This is a genomic window from Clostridium sp. MCC344 (assembly GCF_018785365.1).
Taxonomy (GTDB): domain Bacteria; phylum Bacillota; class Clostridia; order Lachnospirales; family Lachnospiraceae; genus Pilosibacter.
Genome location: NZ_WQPQ01000060.1, coordinates 144,416 through 160,818 on the forward strand (window position 1 = coordinate 144,416; position 16,403 = coordinate 160,818).

Annotated in this window: 16 protein-coding genes; 10 read left to right on the plus strand and 6 right to left on the minus strand. The window is 49.7% G+C overall.

Translation table 11 applies throughout. The features are described from left to right. Positions 1-70: 70 nt before the first annotated feature. The 4 genes from GPK90_RS14175 (at position 71) to GPK90_RS14190 (ending at position 4,625) form a co-directional block, all read left to right on the plus strand. On the plus strand, positions 71-1,645 hold the full coding sequence (locus tag GPK90_RS14175) for a S8 family peptidase (RefSeq protein WP_215703284.1): 1,575 nt from the start codon (positions 71-73) through the stop codon (positions 1,643-1,645). 151 nt (positions 1,646-1,796) lie between these two features. After that, positions 1,797-2,942 (plus strand): aldo/keto reductase, encoded by a 1,146-nt coding sequence (locus GPK90_RS14180; protein WP_118298653.1) that lies wholly within the window; start codon positions 1,797-1,799, stop codon positions 2,940-2,942. Positions 2,943-3,047: 105 nt separating this feature from the next. Then, positions 3,048-4,025: an EamA family transporter gene (locus tag GPK90_RS14185; protein WP_118530621.1), complete on the plus strand. Its 978-nt coding sequence runs from the start codon at positions 3,048-3,050 to the stop codon at positions 4,023-4,025. Positions 4,026-4,151: 126 nt separating this feature from the next. Further along, on the plus strand, positions 4,152-4,625 hold the full coding sequence (locus GPK90_RS14190) for a YbaK/EbsC family protein (RefSeq protein WP_215703285.1): 474 nt from the start codon (positions 4,152-4,154) through the stop codon (positions 4,623-4,625). 176 nt (positions 4,626-4,801) lie between these two features. Here GPK90_RS14190 and GPK90_RS14195 read toward each other — a convergent pair whose 3' ends face one another. Next, entirely contained in the window at positions 4,802-6,166 is a 1,365-nt protein-coding gene (locus GPK90_RS14195) for a sodium-dependent transporter (RefSeq protein ID WP_118530625.1), read from the minus strand. Between the two features lie 412 nt (positions 6,167-6,578). On the opposite strand from GPK90_RS14195, the gene GPK90_RS14200 reads away from it, so the two are divergent. Then, the gene (locus tag GPK90_RS14200) at positions 6,579-7,313 is read left to right on the plus strand and encodes an ABC transporter ATP-binding protein (RefSeq protein WP_118321263.1); all 735 of its coding nucleotides are present in this window, start codon (positions 6,579-6,581) and stop codon (positions 7,311-7,313) included. An 8-nt stretch (positions 7,314-7,321) separates the two neighbouring features. Next, positions 7,322-8,239 (plus strand): SufB/SufD family protein, encoded by a 918-nt coding sequence (locus GPK90_RS14205; RefSeq protein WP_486463674.1) that lies wholly within the window; start codon positions 7,322-7,324, stop codon positions 8,237-8,239. Between the two features lie 185 nt (positions 8,240-8,424). Here the strand turns inward: GPK90_RS14205 and GPK90_RS14210 are convergent, their stop codons facing one another. From GPK90_RS14210 to GPK90_RS14225, 4 genes are all read right to left on the minus strand, one after another. Further along, positions 8,425-9,282: a YitT family protein gene (locus tag GPK90_RS14210; protein WP_142412160.1), complete on the minus strand. Its 858-nt coding sequence runs from the start codon at positions 9,280-9,282 to the stop codon at positions 8,425-8,427. A 148-nt stretch (positions 9,283-9,430) separates the two neighbouring features. Then, positions 9,431-10,198, minus strand: coding sequence for a carboxymuconolactone decarboxylase family protein (locus tag GPK90_RS14215; protein WP_215703287.1), 768 nt, complete (start codon positions 10,196-10,198; stop codon positions 9,431-9,433). A gap of 77 nt (positions 10,199-10,275) precedes the next feature. Continuing rightward, positions 10,276-10,746 (minus strand): flavodoxin, encoded by a 471-nt coding sequence (locus GPK90_RS14220; protein ID WP_118530631.1) that lies wholly within the window; start codon positions 10,744-10,746, stop codon positions 10,276-10,278. Positions 10,747-10,874: 128 nt separating this feature from the next. After that, entirely contained in the window at positions 10,875-11,798 is a 924-nt protein-coding gene (locus GPK90_RS14225; RefSeq protein WP_215703288.1) for a LysR family transcriptional regulator, read from the minus strand. 297 nt (positions 11,799-12,095) lie between these two features. On the opposite strand from GPK90_RS14225, the gene GPK90_RS14230 reads away from it, so the two are divergent. The 4 genes from GPK90_RS14230 to GPK90_RS14245 all read left to right on the plus strand — a co-directional run bounded on the left by GPK90_RS14230 (position 12,096) and on the right by GPK90_RS14245 (position 15,369). Beyond that, the gene (locus tag GPK90_RS14230; RefSeq protein ID WP_118530832.1) at positions 12,096-12,572 is read left to right on the plus strand and encodes a pyridoxamine 5'-phosphate oxidase family protein; all 477 of its coding nucleotides are present in this window, start codon (positions 12,096-12,098) and stop codon (positions 12,570-12,572) included. 18 nt (positions 12,573-12,590) lie between these two features. Next, positions 12,591-12,899 (plus strand): hypothetical protein, encoded by a 309-nt coding sequence (locus GPK90_RS14235; protein WP_215703289.1) that lies wholly within the window; start codon positions 12,591-12,593, stop codon positions 12,897-12,899. 36 nt (positions 12,900-12,935) lie between these two features. Beyond that, positions 12,936-13,382: a MerR family transcriptional regulator gene (locus GPK90_RS14240; RefSeq protein ID WP_215703290.1), complete on the plus strand. Its 447-nt coding sequence runs from the start codon at positions 12,936-12,938 to the stop codon at positions 13,380-13,382. Between the two features lie 136 nt (positions 13,383-13,518). Further along, positions 13,519-15,369 (plus strand): AAA family ATPase, encoded by a 1,851-nt coding sequence (locus GPK90_RS14245; protein WP_215703338.1) that lies wholly within the window; start codon positions 13,519-13,521, stop codon positions 15,367-15,369. Between the two features lie 158 nt (positions 15,370-15,527). On the opposite strand, the gene GPK90_RS14250 is transcribed toward GPK90_RS14245, so the two are convergent. Next, a complete protein-coding gene (locus tag GPK90_RS14250; RefSeq protein ID WP_118322459.1) occupies positions 15,528-16,139 on the minus strand; it encodes a 50S ribosomal protein L25 in 612 nt (203 codons plus the stop codon). Between the last annotated feature and the right edge of the window lie 264 nt (positions 16,140-16,403).

The window sequence follows — 16,403 nt, forward strand, 5'->3', positions numbered from 1 at the left end:
ATCGGCAAAATCCTGTTACAGTGCGCGGGCATGGAGTGTCTGTGTACTGTGACCAGAAAAGAGAGTGGATATGCAGCAGAAATATTTGAAAAAGAAAAGAGAAATTTCTAAAATCGCGGCGGGAATCCTGGCGACAGCCCTGCTCGCCTCATCGGGGCAGCCGCTTATGGCTTTCGCCTCGGAAAAGATTCAGACGAATGACCCGTCCGCCTTGGAACAGTGGGCTTTTTTCAATGACGGTTCCTTTGCAGCGGAGGAGATGAGGAAGTATCCGGTGTATTCGGATCCGTTCGGACAGCCGACGGAGAATGCGGAGCTTCTGGGAACTCTTGTGGAGGTGAAAAAGCGCCAGGCGGTATCCGGCGTGGATATCAACCTGGAGCAGGCATGGAAGACGTACGGAAACGGAAATCATGATACGATCGTCGCGATGATCGATACGGGCATCGACTACACGCATGAAGATCTGAAGGATACCCTGTGGGTGAACACGGATGAGATCCCGGGAAATGGGATCGATGACGATGGGAACGGATATGTGGACGATGTCTACGGATGGAATTTTTATAATAACAACAACCAGATCTTCACCGGGGAAGAGGACAGCCACGGGACCCACGGAGCCGGGACGATCAGTGCCGGGACGGGAAACGGGATCGGAATTGCCGGGATCGTTCCCGGAAACCGGGTGCGCGTGATGGCGCTGAAGGTACTAGGAGGCACGGACGGCGGAGGGAGCACGGCAGCAGTCATCAAGGCGATCAGGTATGCGGAGGACAATGGAGCCGTGATCTGCAACCTGAGCCTGACATCGACGGTGGATGACAAGGCGCTGTATGAGGCGATGAAGAATTCCAGTATGCTCTTTGTTGTGGCGACAGGAAACGGAAATCCGAAGACCGGAAAGGGAGTTGACACGGATGCGATCCCGTTTTATCCGGCGGCTTATGATCTCGACAATATCATTTCTGTCGCGAATCTAAGTATCGACGGAACGCTCTCCGCAAGTTCGAACTATGGAAAGAAAACGGTGGATCTCGCGGCTCCGGGAAGCTATATCCTGAGCACAACGCCGGGAAATACATATGGTTACATGAGCGGTACTTCCATGGCTGCGCCGATGGTATCCGGTGCAGCGGCGATGGTCTATTCCCATTTTGACGGGATCGGAGTCGCAGACGTGAAGGAGATCCTGATGTCCACGGTGACGCCGATGGAGAGCCTGAAAGACGTGACGGTTTCCGGCGGAATGCTGAATGTCGGAGCGGCATTATCCTACGATATCAGCACGCTCTCAAGAAAGGGATTCCAGAACGGCGGAACGAGACCGGAAAATGGGACGGCACCTCATATCGAGATGCAGACCTCGAGCAGGAATGGAGGAAATTATCTGACCGTGCGCGTTATCGACATCGATGGGGATCTCGACAAACTTCTCTATGCAAAGGGAGAGCACACGGCGGAGGAATTTGCGAACGGGACGGTGGAAGGAACGCCGTTTACGGTGAATGACAAAGATACCGCGGCATTTCAGATCACGGAAAAAGGAACCTATACCTTTTATGCGGTCGACAAAAAAGGAAACGGAGCCGTAAAACTCGCCAGATTCGTGTCGGAGAGCGATGGGCCGGGGGCGTTTCAATAAAACTCGCCATACAAGGATGCAGGTAAGATCCTGTGGGGGAATATCTGCAAATCCCACTGCGTTATTGCAGGAAATTTTGCCGGACAGGAATGTGAAAACGAAGGAAATGAGTCAGAAAAAAATTATGGGATATGAAAAAGGAGAGAGACAGATGAGAACAAGGAGATTGGGGAAAACAGGTCTGATGGTGAGTGAGATCGGCTTTGGCGGCGAGTGGCTTGAGCGCCATCCGGAGGAAGAGAGCATCGAGCTGATCAAATATGCATCGAAAAAGGGGATCAACATCCTGGACTGCTGGATGGCGGACCCGAAATCAAGAAATATCATCGGTGAAGGGATTAAAGAGAACCGCAGCCAGTGGTTCATTCAGGGACATATCGGATCAACCTGGAAGGACAACCAGTATTTCCGCACGAGAGACATGAAATACGTTCGCCCGGCTTTTGAGGACCTTTTAAAGAGACTGCAGACCGATTACATCGATCTCGGCATGATCCACTACGTGGACTCTGAGGAAGAATGGGAGAAGATCCAGCATTCTGACTACCTGGACTATGTGATGGAATTAAAGGAAAAAGGCATCATCCGCCATATCGGAATGAGCTCCCACAACCCGAAGGTTGCGATGAAAGCGGCGGAATCCGGCTATGTGGAGATGATCCTCTTCAGCATCAATCCGGCGTTTGACATGCTGCCGGCGAGTGAAAATATCGACACAATGTTCGCGGATGAGTTTGATGCAGGGCTGAAAGGGACAGATCCGGACCGTGCAAAACTCTACAAGACATGTGAGGAGCACGATGTAGGGATCACGGTCATGAAAGGATTTGCGGGCGGAAGACTCTTCGATGCGAAACGTTCCCCGTTCGGCGTCTGTCTGACTCCGGTGCAGTGTATTCACTATGCGCTCACAAGACCGGGTGTCTGTTCCATCATGTGCGGGTATGACACGAAGGAACAGGTGGATGCGGCAGCAGGATACGAGACGGCTTCTGAGGAAGAGAAAGACTATGCGTCCGTGCTTGCGAACGCGCCGTTTCACTCCTACCGCGGGGAGTGCACCTACTGCGGACACTGCAAGCCGTGTGTCGCAAATCTGGACATTGCCATGATCAACAAATTTTATGATCTGGCGACCATGCAGCCGGAGGTCCCGGCGACGATCCAGTCCCACTATGAACTCCTGGACCATAAGGCATCTGAGTGCATCGGCTGTCATGCCTGCGAATCCCGCTGTCCGTTCGGAGTTCCGATCGCGGAGCGGATGGAGAAGACTGCGAAGTTATTTGGGTGTTAAGTGTTGACAAAACCTCTCAGGTAATTCCCTTGCGCGAACCGGGAATCGGATATATAATAAGCAGGTCCATTTCGGGCAAATACGAAAAGAGGGAAGAAAAAGCATATGTGGTTTTGGCTTGCACTGACAGCACTGTTGTGCTGGAGTGGCTCGGATCTGTTTTCAAAGATCGGTTGCCGCGGAAATGATAAGTACGCCCACTTAAAGATGGTTATTGCCGTCGGAATTGTGATGGGAGTACATGCACTTTATACGATCTTTGTAGGAGGTACGGTGGTAACATGGCATATCGCCATGGTGTATCTGCCGGTATCCCTGCTCTATATCTCGTCTATGACGCTTGGTTACATCGGTCTGAGGTACATTGAGCTTTCGATCTCCTCACCGATCTGCAACTCCTCAGGCGCTCTCGTTGCGGTGCTCTGCTTCTTAACGGGTACCCTGGACGATGCGATCGAGGGGAACATGCGTCTTGCGGTGATCGGAGCGGTGGCTCTCGTGTGCATCGGCGTGATCGGGCTTGGTATTGTTGAGTCGAGGGAAGATGATGAACTGCGCCGGGAGCGCCAGGCTGCGTCCAATTATAAGTATGCGAAGTCCTGGCTGGCGCTGTTTCTGCCGGTGGCGTACTGTCTGCTCGATGCGGCCGGTACCTTCGCGGACACCATGGTGCTCGACAAGCTCGCAGGAGAGGCGGAGGCGGCCGGAATGTTCGCAACGGCAGAGGAATGCTCTTCCTACGCTGCGTCCGCGGCAAACAGCGCCTACGAGCTGACATTCCTGTTTGCGGCTTTCTGCTGCATCATCTACGTCGGTTTCATTAAGAAACAGAAGTTCACAGCTGCCCAGGAAGGTCCGAAATATCTCGGAGCTCTCTGCGAGACAGCCGGTCAGTTCGCGTATATCTTCGCACTCTCCGACACGGTCCACGCAGCGATCTCCGCGCCGATCATCTCCGCATACTGCGTCGCGTCAGTCGTATGGAGCCGGATCTTCCTGAAAGAGAAGCTTTCCTGGAAACACTATGCGATGATCGCACTGGTTGTGGTCGGGATCGTGATGCTCGGGGTGTTTGATATCTGATCGATGTGTATGTAAGAAAGACTGCTGTTGGTGACAGATCATATGCTGCCATCGACGGCAGTTTTTTTCACCATTTTCGGTGAAACGTGGTAGAATAGGGACAGCTTGCAAAGGAGGAAACACATCATGTCATTAGAAAAAGCAAAAGCAGATCTTGATAAAAAAGGTTTTCTGGATCATGTGATCGAACTTGCAGATTCGACAGCAACGGTCGCAGAGGCGGCGGAGGCGCTTGGCGTAGAACCGGGAATGATCGCGAAGACGATGTCATTTTTACAGGGAGACGCGCCGGTCCTGATCCTGACGGAAGGAACCGCAAAGATTGATAACCATAAATACAAAGAAACCTTTCATGTGAAGGCGAAGATGATCCCGTTTGATGAAGTGGAAGAAAAGATCGGCCATGCGCCGGGCGGCGTGTGCCCGTTCGGGATCAATGACGGGATCACGGTGTATCTGGACGAGAGTTTAAAGCAGTTTACGGCCGTTTACCCGGCAGCCGGAAACGACCACAGCGCGGTAAAACTCACGATCCCGGAGCTGGAGAAAGTCGCCGGTGCGAAAGGCTGGGTGGATGTATGTAAGGAGCCGGAGGAGTAGGGAAAACGGATAGTCCGGAAATCTGTACATCATGTTCAGAAAATTCATTGGAAGGCGATGAAAAGCAGTTTCGCAAAAAATTCACGGAAAAAGAATTTCGCGGAATGTCAGAAAAATATAGAAAAAGAAAGAGTCATGTCATCCGACGAGAATGGCACGGCTCTTTCTTTTTACGGTTACATCGAGATCCACCCAAACGCATTCGCCACGGAGCTCACAAGAATGATCGCGGCAAAGATCGGGCAGAGGTATTTGATCATGAACTGGAAGATGGCTTTCCGCTTGAACGGGTGGCCGCCCTCGGTAACTTCGTTCTCGATCTTTTCCACACCGATGACTCTCGATACGAGCAGGCAGGTCGCGATCGCTGCGATCGGCATCATGACGGAGTTGGTCAGAAAATCGAAGAAATCAAGGAACTGCATTCCGATCACGGTAATGTCCGCCAGCGGACCATATCCGAGGCAGGAGAGTGTTCCGAGAAAGATCATGACAACGGTCATAAAGACGGTCGCTTTTTTCCGGCTCCAGTGCAGCTCATCCTCGAAGGTGGATACGGCGCTCTCGGTCAGGGCGATGGAGCTTGTGACCGCCGCAAACAGGACGAGGAGAAAGAACAGGATCCCTGTGCCTGTTCCGAATCCCATGCCCGCAAATACCTTCGGAAGTGTGATGAACATGAGGGAAGGTCCAGCCTGGAGAGTATCCGGGTCGCCGCCGGAGAAGGCAAAGACGGCCGGAATGATCATGAGTCCGGCCATGATCGCGATCGCAGTGTCAAAGATCTCAACATTTTTCGTCGAATCCTCGATCGAGGTGTCCTTTTTCATATAGGAGCCGAACGTGACGAGGATTCCCATCGCGATCGACAGGGAGTAGAACATCTGCCCCATCGCGGAGACGACGGTCATCCAGGAGAAGTTTTCGAGGTTTGGAACCAGGAAATATTTCACGCCTGCCATCGCGCCCGGTCTTGTCACGGAGTAGACCGCGATGATCACGGAGAGGATCACGAGGATCGGCATCATAAATTTTGAGACTCGCTCGATCCCGTTCCGGACACCCATGTAGATGATCACAACTGTGAACATGGTGAAGATCAGGAAGCAGATCTCCGCGGAAAATCCGTTGGAGATAAAGCCGGAGAAATAGTCGTCAGCCGCGAGTGCCTGTCCGTGTCCCAGAAGATACTCAAACAGGTATTTGATGACCCAGCCGCCGATCACGGAATAGTACGGCACGATCAGGATCGGGATCACGGCGTTGATCCAGCCGCCGGCGGACAGGAGTTTTGACTTTCCAAAGGATTCGTAGGCTCCGACCGGGCTTTTTTTCGTCATGCGCCCTAAGGAGGTCTCCGCCATGATCATCGTGTAGCCGAAGGTCAGCGCCAGGATGATATAGATCAGTAAGAAGATCCCGCCTCCGTATTTCGCGGCGAGATACGGGAAACGCCAGATGTTTCCCAGTCCCACGGATGCGCCCGCCGCCGATAAGACGAAACCGAGTTTTCCGGAGAACGAACTGCGTTTATGATTCATAATATAGTCTCCTCGTGTTTTTTTCACAAATACATTTGTGCGTGTAAGAGACAGTCTATCATAGAACATGCGAAAAAGCAATTTGATCTGCGGGAGACGGTGAAAATGGAATAGAGAGGCCGCCTGTCATAGTTTCAGCACATGGAATGACAGCGGATGTGGCAAATATCAGAGGAAGGTCGGGATAACAAATTTTGGAATCTGGAATGAAAAAATTCCGTGAAACAGAACATGTATAAAAAGAGGAACATCCGGAGAATCCTATAATTTGATGGCGAAATTGATAATTTTGCGCTATAATACACTCATACCTACCGGAAAATAGAATTTAACAAAACTCAGCGGTATTCGTGACTGGAGAAAAATGAGAGATTGTCAGAGTACGGGGGCATAGATACAGAGAGGTGAAATTGTGTTAAAAGCAGAAAATTTAGTCCTCCATGTGGAGGATAACGGGACGAAAAAATGTCTCCTGGATCATATTTCTTTCCAGGTGGACGATGGAGAAATGCTGGTGATCACGGGACCGAACGGCGGCGGTAAGTCTACGCTGGCGAAGGTCCTGATCGGGATCGAGAAGGCGGAGAGCGGAAAGATCTTTTTAAACGGGGAGGATATCACGGATTACGATATCAACCACCGTGCGAATGCCGGGATCGGCTACGCGTTCCAGCAGCCGCCGAGATTTAAGGGAATGACGGTGCAGAGACTTCTCGCACTGGCAGCAGGAAGAGAAATGTCAGATGTCGAGTGCTGTAAGTTATTATCGGATGTCGGACTCTGCGCGGAGGAATATTTAAACCGCCAGATCGATGGAACGCTCTCCGGCGGCGAGATGAAACGGATCGAGATCGCGACAGTTCTTGCGAAGGAACATACCTTATGTATTTTTGATGAGCCGGAAGCCGGGATCGACCTCTGGAGCTTTTCCATGCTGATCCATAAATTCGAGGAGATCCACAAAGAGAAAAAACAGAGTCTGATCGTGATCTCCCACCAGGAGAAGATCATCAGCATGGCGGACCGGATCATGGTGATCGATGATGGAAAGATCAAGGCGGAAGGTCTCAGAGAAGATGTCCTTCCGTGCCTGAACGGTCTCGATAAATGTCATACATGTGCAGGAAAAGCGGGGGTGAGAGCGTAATGGTAGAGCTGGATCATGTAGTAGAAGAAGTATTGAAAGTCATCAATGACAATGGATTTTCCCAGAAAGGCGCTTTCAACCTGCGTCAGAACGGAACTTCCATCTGCCACGGGGACAGTGAGCACATCAAGATCAAAAAGAAGACGGACAAGCCGGGGATCGATATCTATATCGACGGCGAGACAAAGGGCGAGAAGGTCTATATTCCGGTCGTTGTCAGCGTTTCCGGCATGACGGATCTTGTATATAATGATTTTTACATCGCAGATGGCGCGGACGTGACGATCGTTGCGGGATGCGGGATCCACAACAGCGGCTGCAATGAGAGCCGTCATGACGGGATCCATACCTTCCATGTCGGAAAGAACGCGAATGTCTGTTATCAGGAAAAGCATTACGGAGAGGGAAACGGGACCGGCGGTCGTGTGCTGAATCCGGTGACGAATATCTATGTGGGAGAAAACTCCGTATTTACGCTGGATACGGCGCAGATCAAGGGCGTTGACTCCACAGTCCGCGAGACGCTTGTCGAGATGGAGAAAAACTCCAGACTGTATGTGATTGAACGCCTGATGACCGAGGGAGAGCAGACGGCGGAGTCCAACATCGAGGTCCGCTTAAACGGAGAGGAGAGCTCCGCACAGATCATCTCCAGATCCGTCGGAAAGGGAAATTCCGTCCAGACGTTCCACCCGAAGGCGGTCGGCAACAACAAGTGCCAGGCGCATATCCAGTGTGACTCGATCATCATGGACCATGCGGAGATCGGCTCGATCCCGGAGATCCGCGCGCGTGATCTCAACGCGGCAATCATCCATGAGGCGGCGATCGGAAGGATCAACGATGAGCAGTTATTAAAGCTCCGGACTCTGGGACTTACCGAGGAAGAAGCGGAGAACGTGATCATCGAGAATTTCCTGAATTAAACGGGAAACTGAAGACGGGGATTTTATATAGAAAGATTTCGTACAAATCCAGATTGATAAAAAACAGGTCCGCAGGTGAAGATCACCGGTGCGGACCTGTTTGATTTACGCGAACAACGAGCCAAAGTCTGCGCTTGCGCGAGAACTTGGCGACTGTCGTGATAATAAGGGAAATATTGGTTTTTTTAGAAGTACGTCCGTCTCTTCGGCGTATTCCAGCTTCCGACAACGCGCTTTACATTGGAGATCGTGACAAACGCGTTTGGATCTTTCGACTGGACATAGTCCATAAACTGACCATATTCCTTCTTTGTGAGGATCGCCAGGATCTCGCTCTTCTGGGCATCGCTGTAGCCGCCGGTGGCCGTGTAGACAGTGATGCCGCGCTGGAGATTCTCGATCACATAGCGGCGGAATTCATCGTTGTGTTCGGAGATCACGCACACCCGGATCTTTCCGGTGAACTCATCGATAAAGTAGTCCAGCACGAGACCGCTGAAGTAGGTCGCCAGAGCACCGATGATCACGGTCTGAAGATCGTAGGCGAAATAGGAGCTCGCGACCGTCACCATGCCGGCGATGATGATCGCCTGTCCGAGATCCAGATGGAGATATTTGTTCATGATCTTCGCGATAATATCGAGACCGCCGGATGCCGCGTTGGCGTTGAAGAGGATCGCCTGTCCGAAACAGATCACAACGATCATACCAACTACATCCAGGGCGATGTTCCCCGTCGGAGATCCCGGATCCGGGAAGGCGGTTTCAAATACGAAGAGAAGTACCGGGAGCAGGATGGAGATAAAGATGATCTTTGTCCCGAAAGTCTTATCGATAAAGAGAAACGCCAGGATGATGCAGATGATGTTTAAGATCAGAGTCATGACGGAGAGCGACAGCGGAATGAAATTTACGAGGACTACTGCGAGTCCGGTGATGCTCCCGCTGATAATGTGGTTCGGATTCATGAAAAAATAGACTCCCACGGCGATGATGAAAGTACCGAAGAAGATCGTGGAGAAATATTTTAGTTTTTCGAACATACTGTACGTCCTTTTTCTGTCAGATTTTTGCAGAGTTTCCAAAAACAGGAGACACTGTCTGCGTGTAAATCATAGAGAAAAAAGAGCGGATTGTCAAACAGGCGCTTTGCAGTGTGAGCGCTTGTATGCGGCAAAGTGCGGGATCATCCTATTTCAGTTTCCCGTACTCCTCATCAGAAACGGTCTCACACCATTCGTTGGAGTTCTCTTCGCCCGGAACTTCGATGGCGAGATGGGAGAACCAGGAATCCGGAGCGGCACCGTGCCAGTGTTTGACTTCCGCCGGAATATTGATGCAGTCGCCCGGCTTCATCTCGATGGCTTCTTTGCCTTCCTCCTGATAGTAGCCGCGTCCGGCCACGCATACAAGGATCTGTCCGCCGCCGCTCTTTGCGTGGTGGATATGCCAGTTGTTGCGGCAGCCGGGTTCGAAGGTCACATTGAACACACCGACCTGTTTGGTGGATACCGGTGCGAGATAGCTCTGACCGACGAAGTATTTTGCGAAGGCGTCATTCGGGGCGCCGATCGGGAAGATCATGGACTTTGCATGGGCTCTCATGGCCTCGTCCTTGTAAGGAAGATCGCCTTCATTCATCTGCCATACTTCTTTTGCAAGGTTGAAGACGGCCCAGCCCTTCGGCCAGCCGACGTAGAATGCCACATGGGTGATGATCGCAGCGATCTCTTTCTGGGTGACGCCGTGTGCTTTTGCATTCTTTAAGTGGAACACGAGGGAAGAATCCGTGATCCCGGAGGACATGAGTGCCACAACGGTGATGATACTTCTAGTCTTTACATCGATGTCCTGGTTGTTCCAGTTTTCTCCGAAGAGGACATCGTCATTAAAATGCGCGAACTGGGGAGCAAATTCGCCCAGCGCGTTTCTTCCTGCTGTCTGTACAATTTTTGCCATGTTTTTTCTCCATTTCCAGATCGACTGCAGGCTGCATGACCCTGGATCATGTCAGTCTGCAGCCGGTTTCTGCTTTATTATAAGGATTTTACCCAATCAGCGATCTCCTGTCTGGAAGCTCTGTTTAAAAGCTTTCCTTCCACGATCTCTGCACCAGGTGCGGACGGTTTTAATTCTTTTACTGTGTTGCCGAATCCGCTGCCGCCGGATGTCGCGAAGAGGACGATCTTCTTGCCTGTAAAGTCGTAGGACTCAAGGAAGGTGTTCACGATTGTCGGAGCGACATACCACCAGATCGGGAAGCCGAGGATCACGGTATCATAAGCGCTCATATCGATATCTGCCTTTACGATCTCCGGTCTGAATTTCTTGTCATTCATCTCCACGCTGCTTCTGGATTTTTTGTCCATCCAGTTTAAATCTGCTGTTGTATATGCCACCTTCGGTGTGATCTCGCAGAGATCAGCGTTTCCTGCTTCTGCGATCTGCTCTGCAATTTTCTTTGTTGTTCCGCCTGCACTGAAATATGCGACTAATTTTTTTGCCATTTGAATTACCTCCTGTGAAAACAAGTTCGCGTAAATAAAAAGGATGCAGAAAGAAGATATGGATCTTCTTATGCATCCATTGTAGTTCTAAGATTTTTGAATGTCCAATACCTATATCAAATCATGATTTATGCCTTGCAGGCATTTAACGAAATCAGAGAAGTTCCTGCATCATGAGTGGCCACGGAACTGATGATCTCGATAAATTTGTTGACCGCATGGGAGTTCGGCAGATTTCTCTGCCATGCGATCACGGTACTAGAGGTGATCTCTGGGAAGAGTTTCCGCTGAACGAGCAGGTCAGGCCGCCAGTATCTTGCCGCACCGGCGACAGATACCGGGTATCCCAGCCCGTAAAAGGCCATGACTCCGGCATTTGTTCCGAGATTGCTGGTGAATGCGATCTGGAGCTTATCGAAGTCTTTTCCGAACCAGTTTGCGATCTCACTCTGGACTCCGGTGCGCTCCGGGAGGATCAGCGGTTTCCCGAGGAGATCCTGCTTTGTGATGAATTCTTTCCCGGCGAGCGGATCGTCCGGGCGCATCCCGACGACCCAGTGGTCACTTTCCGGGATCCGGATGTAGTCGAGACCTTCCGTATCCACAGGTTCCAGGAACATCCCGATGTCCACGAGACCTTTTTTCATCATCTCGTAGACCGTATCCGCCGTGGCGGTGTGGATCGCGATCTGTACGAGCGGATATTTTTCACGGCAGACTTTGCAGATTTCTGCCAGGATCTCGACGGCTGCGAATTCCCCGCAGCCGATCGTGACGCTGCCGTCGATGACTTCCTCGGTCCCTTTCAGCTCCTCCAGAGTCCGCTTTTCGAGATCCAGCATTTCGAGAGCGCGGCGCTTTAGGAGAATCCCCTCGTCGGTCAGGGTGATCGTCCGCCCGTTCCGGTTAAAGAGAGAAATGCCGAGCTCTTCCTCGAACGCGGCTAACTGCCTGGAGAGAGTCGGCTGGGTGATATGAAGCTGTTCGGCGGCTTTTGTGAAGCTTTGTTCTTTGGCTACTGTGAGAAAGTAGCGGAGTATTCTGAGATCCATATAGAAATTCCTTTTTTGAGTCGGATGATTTTCAGTAATCGTGAAGATGCGGAACAATTTCGATTTTTAGAGGGCCGTAACTGGGAGAGTACGGAGTAGTTCCGATAATTCTATATTAACTGGAATTTCAGAATTTGTCATCCGGGTTTTTTGATAATTGTTGTCAGGGCGGTAATGTGATAAAATGAGGAAAATATGTTTTATGGAAACAATCATGACTTTTTGCAGATATGTACAGGAAAGTCTGATGAGACTGAAAATGGAAAAAAGAGATTATTCGGGAGATGGAGGAGAGAGATGTTCAGGGAAATTCGGAAAAAGAAAAATGCAATTACGGCTGATGCGGCAGAATCACTTCTGGAGAAGAGCAGACGCGGTGTTCTCGCGGTAAACGGGGATGACGGTTATCCGTATGCGATCCCGGTCAACTATTTTTACGACAGAAACGAGCAGAAGATCTATTTCCATGGCGCGCGCGCAGGACACAAGGTCGATGCGCTGCGGGCTTCGGACAAGGTGTGCTTCACGGTTTATGGAAATGAAACGATCCGGGAGGAAGCATGGGCGCCGTATATGCAGAGCACGGTCGTCTTCGGCAGATGCCGCCTGCTTGAGACGGGGGAGGAGACGCTTGCCCTGTTGAAACGGTTTGCGATGAAATATTACCCGGATGAGAAACTGGCGGATGAGGAGATCGCGCAGGCGGGAAGAGCGGCACAGGTCTTTGAGATCGAGATCGAACATCTCAGCGGGAAAGAAGTTCAGGAACGATAAAACTTACGGAGGCAGAGTTTGAAAGTAGAACAGGATGTGATGGCTTACGGAGTGGAGAAGGACAATGCGGGCTGCTATTTTATTGAAGATGAAATCATCCTGAGAAAGCCTGAAAAGATCGAAAACAACAAAGAATTCTGCGACTGCAGCTTCCGTTGGAAGTTTACGGAGAACGATGCGCACGGCGTCAGCATCGGAAAGACACTCCCTGCCTATCCGACAGATGTAAAAAACGTGTATCCGAAGGAAGCGTTTACCGCAGAAAATGCGGCAAAGATCCCGTGTGAGCAGGTGCTGGGGACGTATTGGGTTGTGTTTGAGAGATAGAAAAGTATTATAAAGAACCGGGAGAGGAAGATTAACATGGCATATACGGTAGGAGAAACGGCGAGGATGCTTCATGTTCCGGCATCCACGCTCCGATATTATGATAAAGAGGGACTTCTTCCATCTGTAGAGCGGACGTCCGGTGGAATCCGGATGTTCAAGGATGATGATATTGAGTGGCTCAGGATCATCGACTGTCTGAAAAAGTCCGGGATGTCGATCCGGGATATCCGCGAGTACATTGCGCTCGTAGCGCAGGGAGATTCGACGATCAATGAGAGACTGCAGCTTTTTTACCGTCAGCGCGAGATCTTAAAGGCGCAGATGCGGGAACTGCAGAAAACGCTGGACACACTCGACTATAAATGCTGGTTTTATGAGACCGCAAAAGAGGCAGGAACCGTTGAAGTCCCGCAGCAGATGGCGGCAGAGGAATTGCCGGAAAGGTTCCGGAGTGTGTGTGCACAGCTGCAGGAACTTTAAGGGAGAAAGAACATGAATAATACAGGAACAATGTGATATATATATGACATAATTCCGAAACAAAATTGACAAAATTCTTTTTGCAAGGTATGCTGTAGCTATAAAAGATGTCAGGAGGTGTTGCGAAGTGACGGAAATGATCCCGGTCAGAGAAGCGGCAAAACGCTGGAATATAACAGAACGAAGAGTTTCAACTCTGTGCAAAAACGGAAAAATTGATGGAGCAGAAAAGCAGGGAAAACGCTGGATGATCCCGAAAGACGCGCAGAAACCGGCAGATCAGCGGATAAGGACGGGCGTTTACCGGAAAGCGGAACGGCCAGCAAAGCTGCCTCTGCCGATCGGAGTTTCCGATTATTGTCTTGCATCATCGGAATACTACTACATCGACAAGACGATGATGATCAAAGATTTTATCGATGAGCGTCCAATGGTAACCTTGTTTACCCGTCCTCACCGCTTTGGCAAGACTCTCAATATGGATATGCTGCGCACCTATTTTGAAAAGAGCGACAGGGATACATCCATCTACTTCAACAACAAAAAAATATGGACCTGCGGACAGAAATATAGAGATTATCAAGGAAAATACCCGGTGATCTTTCTCACGTTTAAGGATGTAAAATTCAATACCTGGGAAGAAACATTTGCGGCTATCCGCGATATTTTTGCTAAAGAAACCAGACGCCATAAAGAACTGCAGACCAGTGAAAAATGCGATGAATATAGCAGACAGATCTATGCGAACTTAGCGGCCGGAAAGACGGGGGAGGTGGAACTGGCTTCTGCACTTCTGGATCTGTCAGCAATGCTTCACAGCCATTACGGCATAGCCCCCATTATCATTATCGATGAATATGATACTCCGATCCAGCAGGGATATATGAAAGGCTTTTATGATAAGGTCATTCAGTTTATGCGAAACCTGTTTTCAGGTGGCTTCAAGGATAATAAACATCTTTCGTTCGGCTTCCTTACTGGAATTTTAAGGGTTGCAAGAGAAAGCATTTTCAGTGGGATGAATAACCTGGCGATCAACTCGGTGCTGAACAATAAATACAGTTCCTATTTTGGATTTACAGCAGATGAAGTGAGAGAGATGGCGGAATATTATGGAGCTGCAGACCAATATGATGAGATCTGTCAATGGTATGATGGCTACCGGTTTGGCAGGACTGAGATCTTTAATCCATGGTCAGTAGTCAGCTATTTCAGCAGCGAATGTGAGCCGAGACCGTACTGGGTATCCACTGGCAGCAATGACATTATCGGGGAGATCCTGGCGGAGGCGGATAAGGAGATCTATAGTCGTCTGACTTCGCTGATCAATGGGGAAACTTTCACCACCTATATTGATACAGGAGTGATTTATCCGCAGATCAGGAGCAATCCATCGACCATTTACAGTTTCCTTTTGATGACCGGATACCTGAAAGTCCTGAAAACTATGACGTCGTTCAGTGGAGATATTATGTGCGAAGTTGCCTTGCCAAACCGTGAGATCGCACTTGTGTATAATAAAGAGATTCTTCAGCGGCTTGGGAACATGATTCCTCAATCTACGGCGATTGCGATTCAGGAAGCTATTTTCTCTGGAGACAATCACAGACTGAAAACGCAGATACAGATGCTGTTGACCCAGTCCGTGAGCTCTTTTGATACGGCAGGAGAAAATTTTTATCATGGATTTATGCTGGGATTGTGTGCTTTGATGAACGGCGCTTTTGCAACATCCAACAGAGAATCCGGAGATGGACGTTACGATATTCAGTTAAAACCGATCCGAAAAGGTCTTCCTGGAATTCTGATCGAACTGAAGGCGGAGAAAAACTGCAGCGCTGAAAAACTGAAAAAACTGTCAGAGACCGCTTTGAAACAGATTGAAGACAAGAAATATGATACAGAACTGCTTTCCGCCGGCGTTACAGGGATCTACAAGTATGGTGTAGCTTTCAGTGGAAAAAAGGTTGAAGTGACAGTAGGATAAAGAAGGAGAAAGGGGATCACACCTCAGTGGGTGGATCCCCTTTTTGAAAAATGTTTAAGTTTTCTGTGAAACTGCTAAAAAAACTGGCGGCGCCGCCCACAGGGGAGCAGTACCGCCAGTTTTGATTTTATTTGATAAATTATTCGATCCCAGAGCAATTACTTGGTCTCTTTGTCATCTGCAGCTGCTGTGCCAGGAGCTGTTGTCACTTCAGTAGCCGGAACAACGTTGTGAACCGGGATGACGGAGAGTACAACTGCCTCCGGATCAGTCTTTAAGTCGATGTCTTTGTTCTTTGCGATCTCGAGATCTTTCACGCGGACAGTATCGCCGACCTTCAGGCCAGCGGCATCCAGAGTCGTTGTCTCAACAAGAGCGGACGGGAATGCCTTATAAGCAACCTCGCTTAAGTCTTCCTGAAGAACACCGCCGATAACGGCTTCACGGTTCAGGATCACGATCTCAGCAGTAGAAGAAACTTTCTCATCGCTTACCAGTGCCTGGAAATCGATCTCATCGATCTTTCTGGTCATGGAATTGTAATCAACTTCCTTGATCAGGACATCGTAAACCTGACCTTCGACATCAAGATTGATCTGACCGCCTTTATGCTCTGTCTTTAAAAGACGATCAACGTCCATTGCATTCATCTTTACCGGGATAGAACCTTCGATGGCATGTCCGAAAACATTGCCTGTAACAAATCCTTCTCTTCTTAATCTCTTTGCCTTAACATCCATGCTTCTTTTTTCAGCTTTTAAAGTAGTCATTTATCTTTTCCTCCAAAAATCTGATTGCCGGCAAACAACTTCTTTTGTTCTGCCGGATTCGCTTAGCAGCCCTCAGCTTTGAAAAGGGGGGTTTGTTAAGTTTGGTTGAACATTTGCTGTTCTCTTTGTTACAGCGATAGTATAGCAGTATTTTGCAAAACAGATTAACCAAAAATGAAAAATATTTTGACAAAAATCTTAAAAATTGCACAAAAAGCGAAAGCGGGGAGGCTGTGGATGGTCAAGCGGAGGAAAATGTGGTAA

What these genes read in the sequence shown, in the direction of transcription:
- GPK90_RS14175 (WP_215703284.1), top strand. Translation starts at nt 71, where the DNA reads ATGCAGCAGAAATATTTGAAAAAGAAAAGAGAAATTTCTAAAATCGCG.
- GPK90_RS14180 (WP_118298653.1), top strand. Translation starts at nt 1,797, where the DNA reads ATGAGAACAAGGAGATTGGGGAAAACAGGTCTGATGGTGAGTGAGATC.
- GPK90_RS14185 (WP_118530621.1), top strand. Translation starts at nt 3,048, where the DNA reads ATGTGGTTTTGGCTTGCACTGACAGCACTGTTGTGCTGGAGTGGCTCG.
- GPK90_RS14190 (WP_215703285.1), top strand. Translation starts at nt 4,152, where the DNA reads ATGTCATTAGAAAAAGCAAAAGCAGATCTTGATAAAAAAGGTTTTCTG.
- GPK90_RS14195 (WP_118530625.1), bottom strand. Translation starts at nt 6,166, where the DNA reads ATGAATCATAAACGCAGTTCGTTCTCCGGAAAACTCGGTTTCGTCTTA.
- GPK90_RS14210 (WP_142412160.1), bottom strand. Translation starts at nt 9,282, where the DNA reads ATGTTCGAAAAACTAAAATATTTCTCCACGATCTTCTTCGGTACTTTC.
- GPK90_RS14215 (WP_215703287.1), bottom strand. Translation starts at nt 10,198, where the DNA reads ATGGCAAAAATTGTACAGACAGCAGGAAGAAACGCGCTGGGCGAATTT.
- GPK90_RS14220 (WP_118530631.1), bottom strand. Translation starts at nt 10,746, where the DNA reads ATGGCAAAAAAATTAGTCGCATATTTCAGTGCAGGCGGAACAACAAAG.
- GPK90_RS14225 (WP_215703288.1), bottom strand. Translation starts at nt 11,798, where the DNA reads ATGGATCTCAGAATACTCCGCTACTTTCTCACAGTAGCCAAAGAACAA.
- GPK90_RS14230 (WP_118530832.1), top strand. Translation starts at nt 12,096, where the DNA reads ATGTTCAGGGAAATTCGGAAAAAGAAAAATGCAATTACGGCTGATGCG.
- GPK90_RS14240 (WP_215703290.1), top strand. Translation starts at nt 12,936, where the DNA reads ATGGCATATACGGTAGGAGAAACGGCGAGGATGCTTCATGTTCCGGCA.
- GPK90_RS14245 (WP_215703338.1), top strand. Translation starts at nt 13,519, where the DNA reads ATGATCCCGGTCAGAGAAGCGGCAAAACGCTGGAATATAACAGAACGA.
- GPK90_RS14250 (WP_118322459.1), bottom strand. Translation starts at nt 16,139, where the DNA reads ATGACTACTTTAAAAGCTGAAAAAAGAAGCATGGATGTTAAGGCAAAG.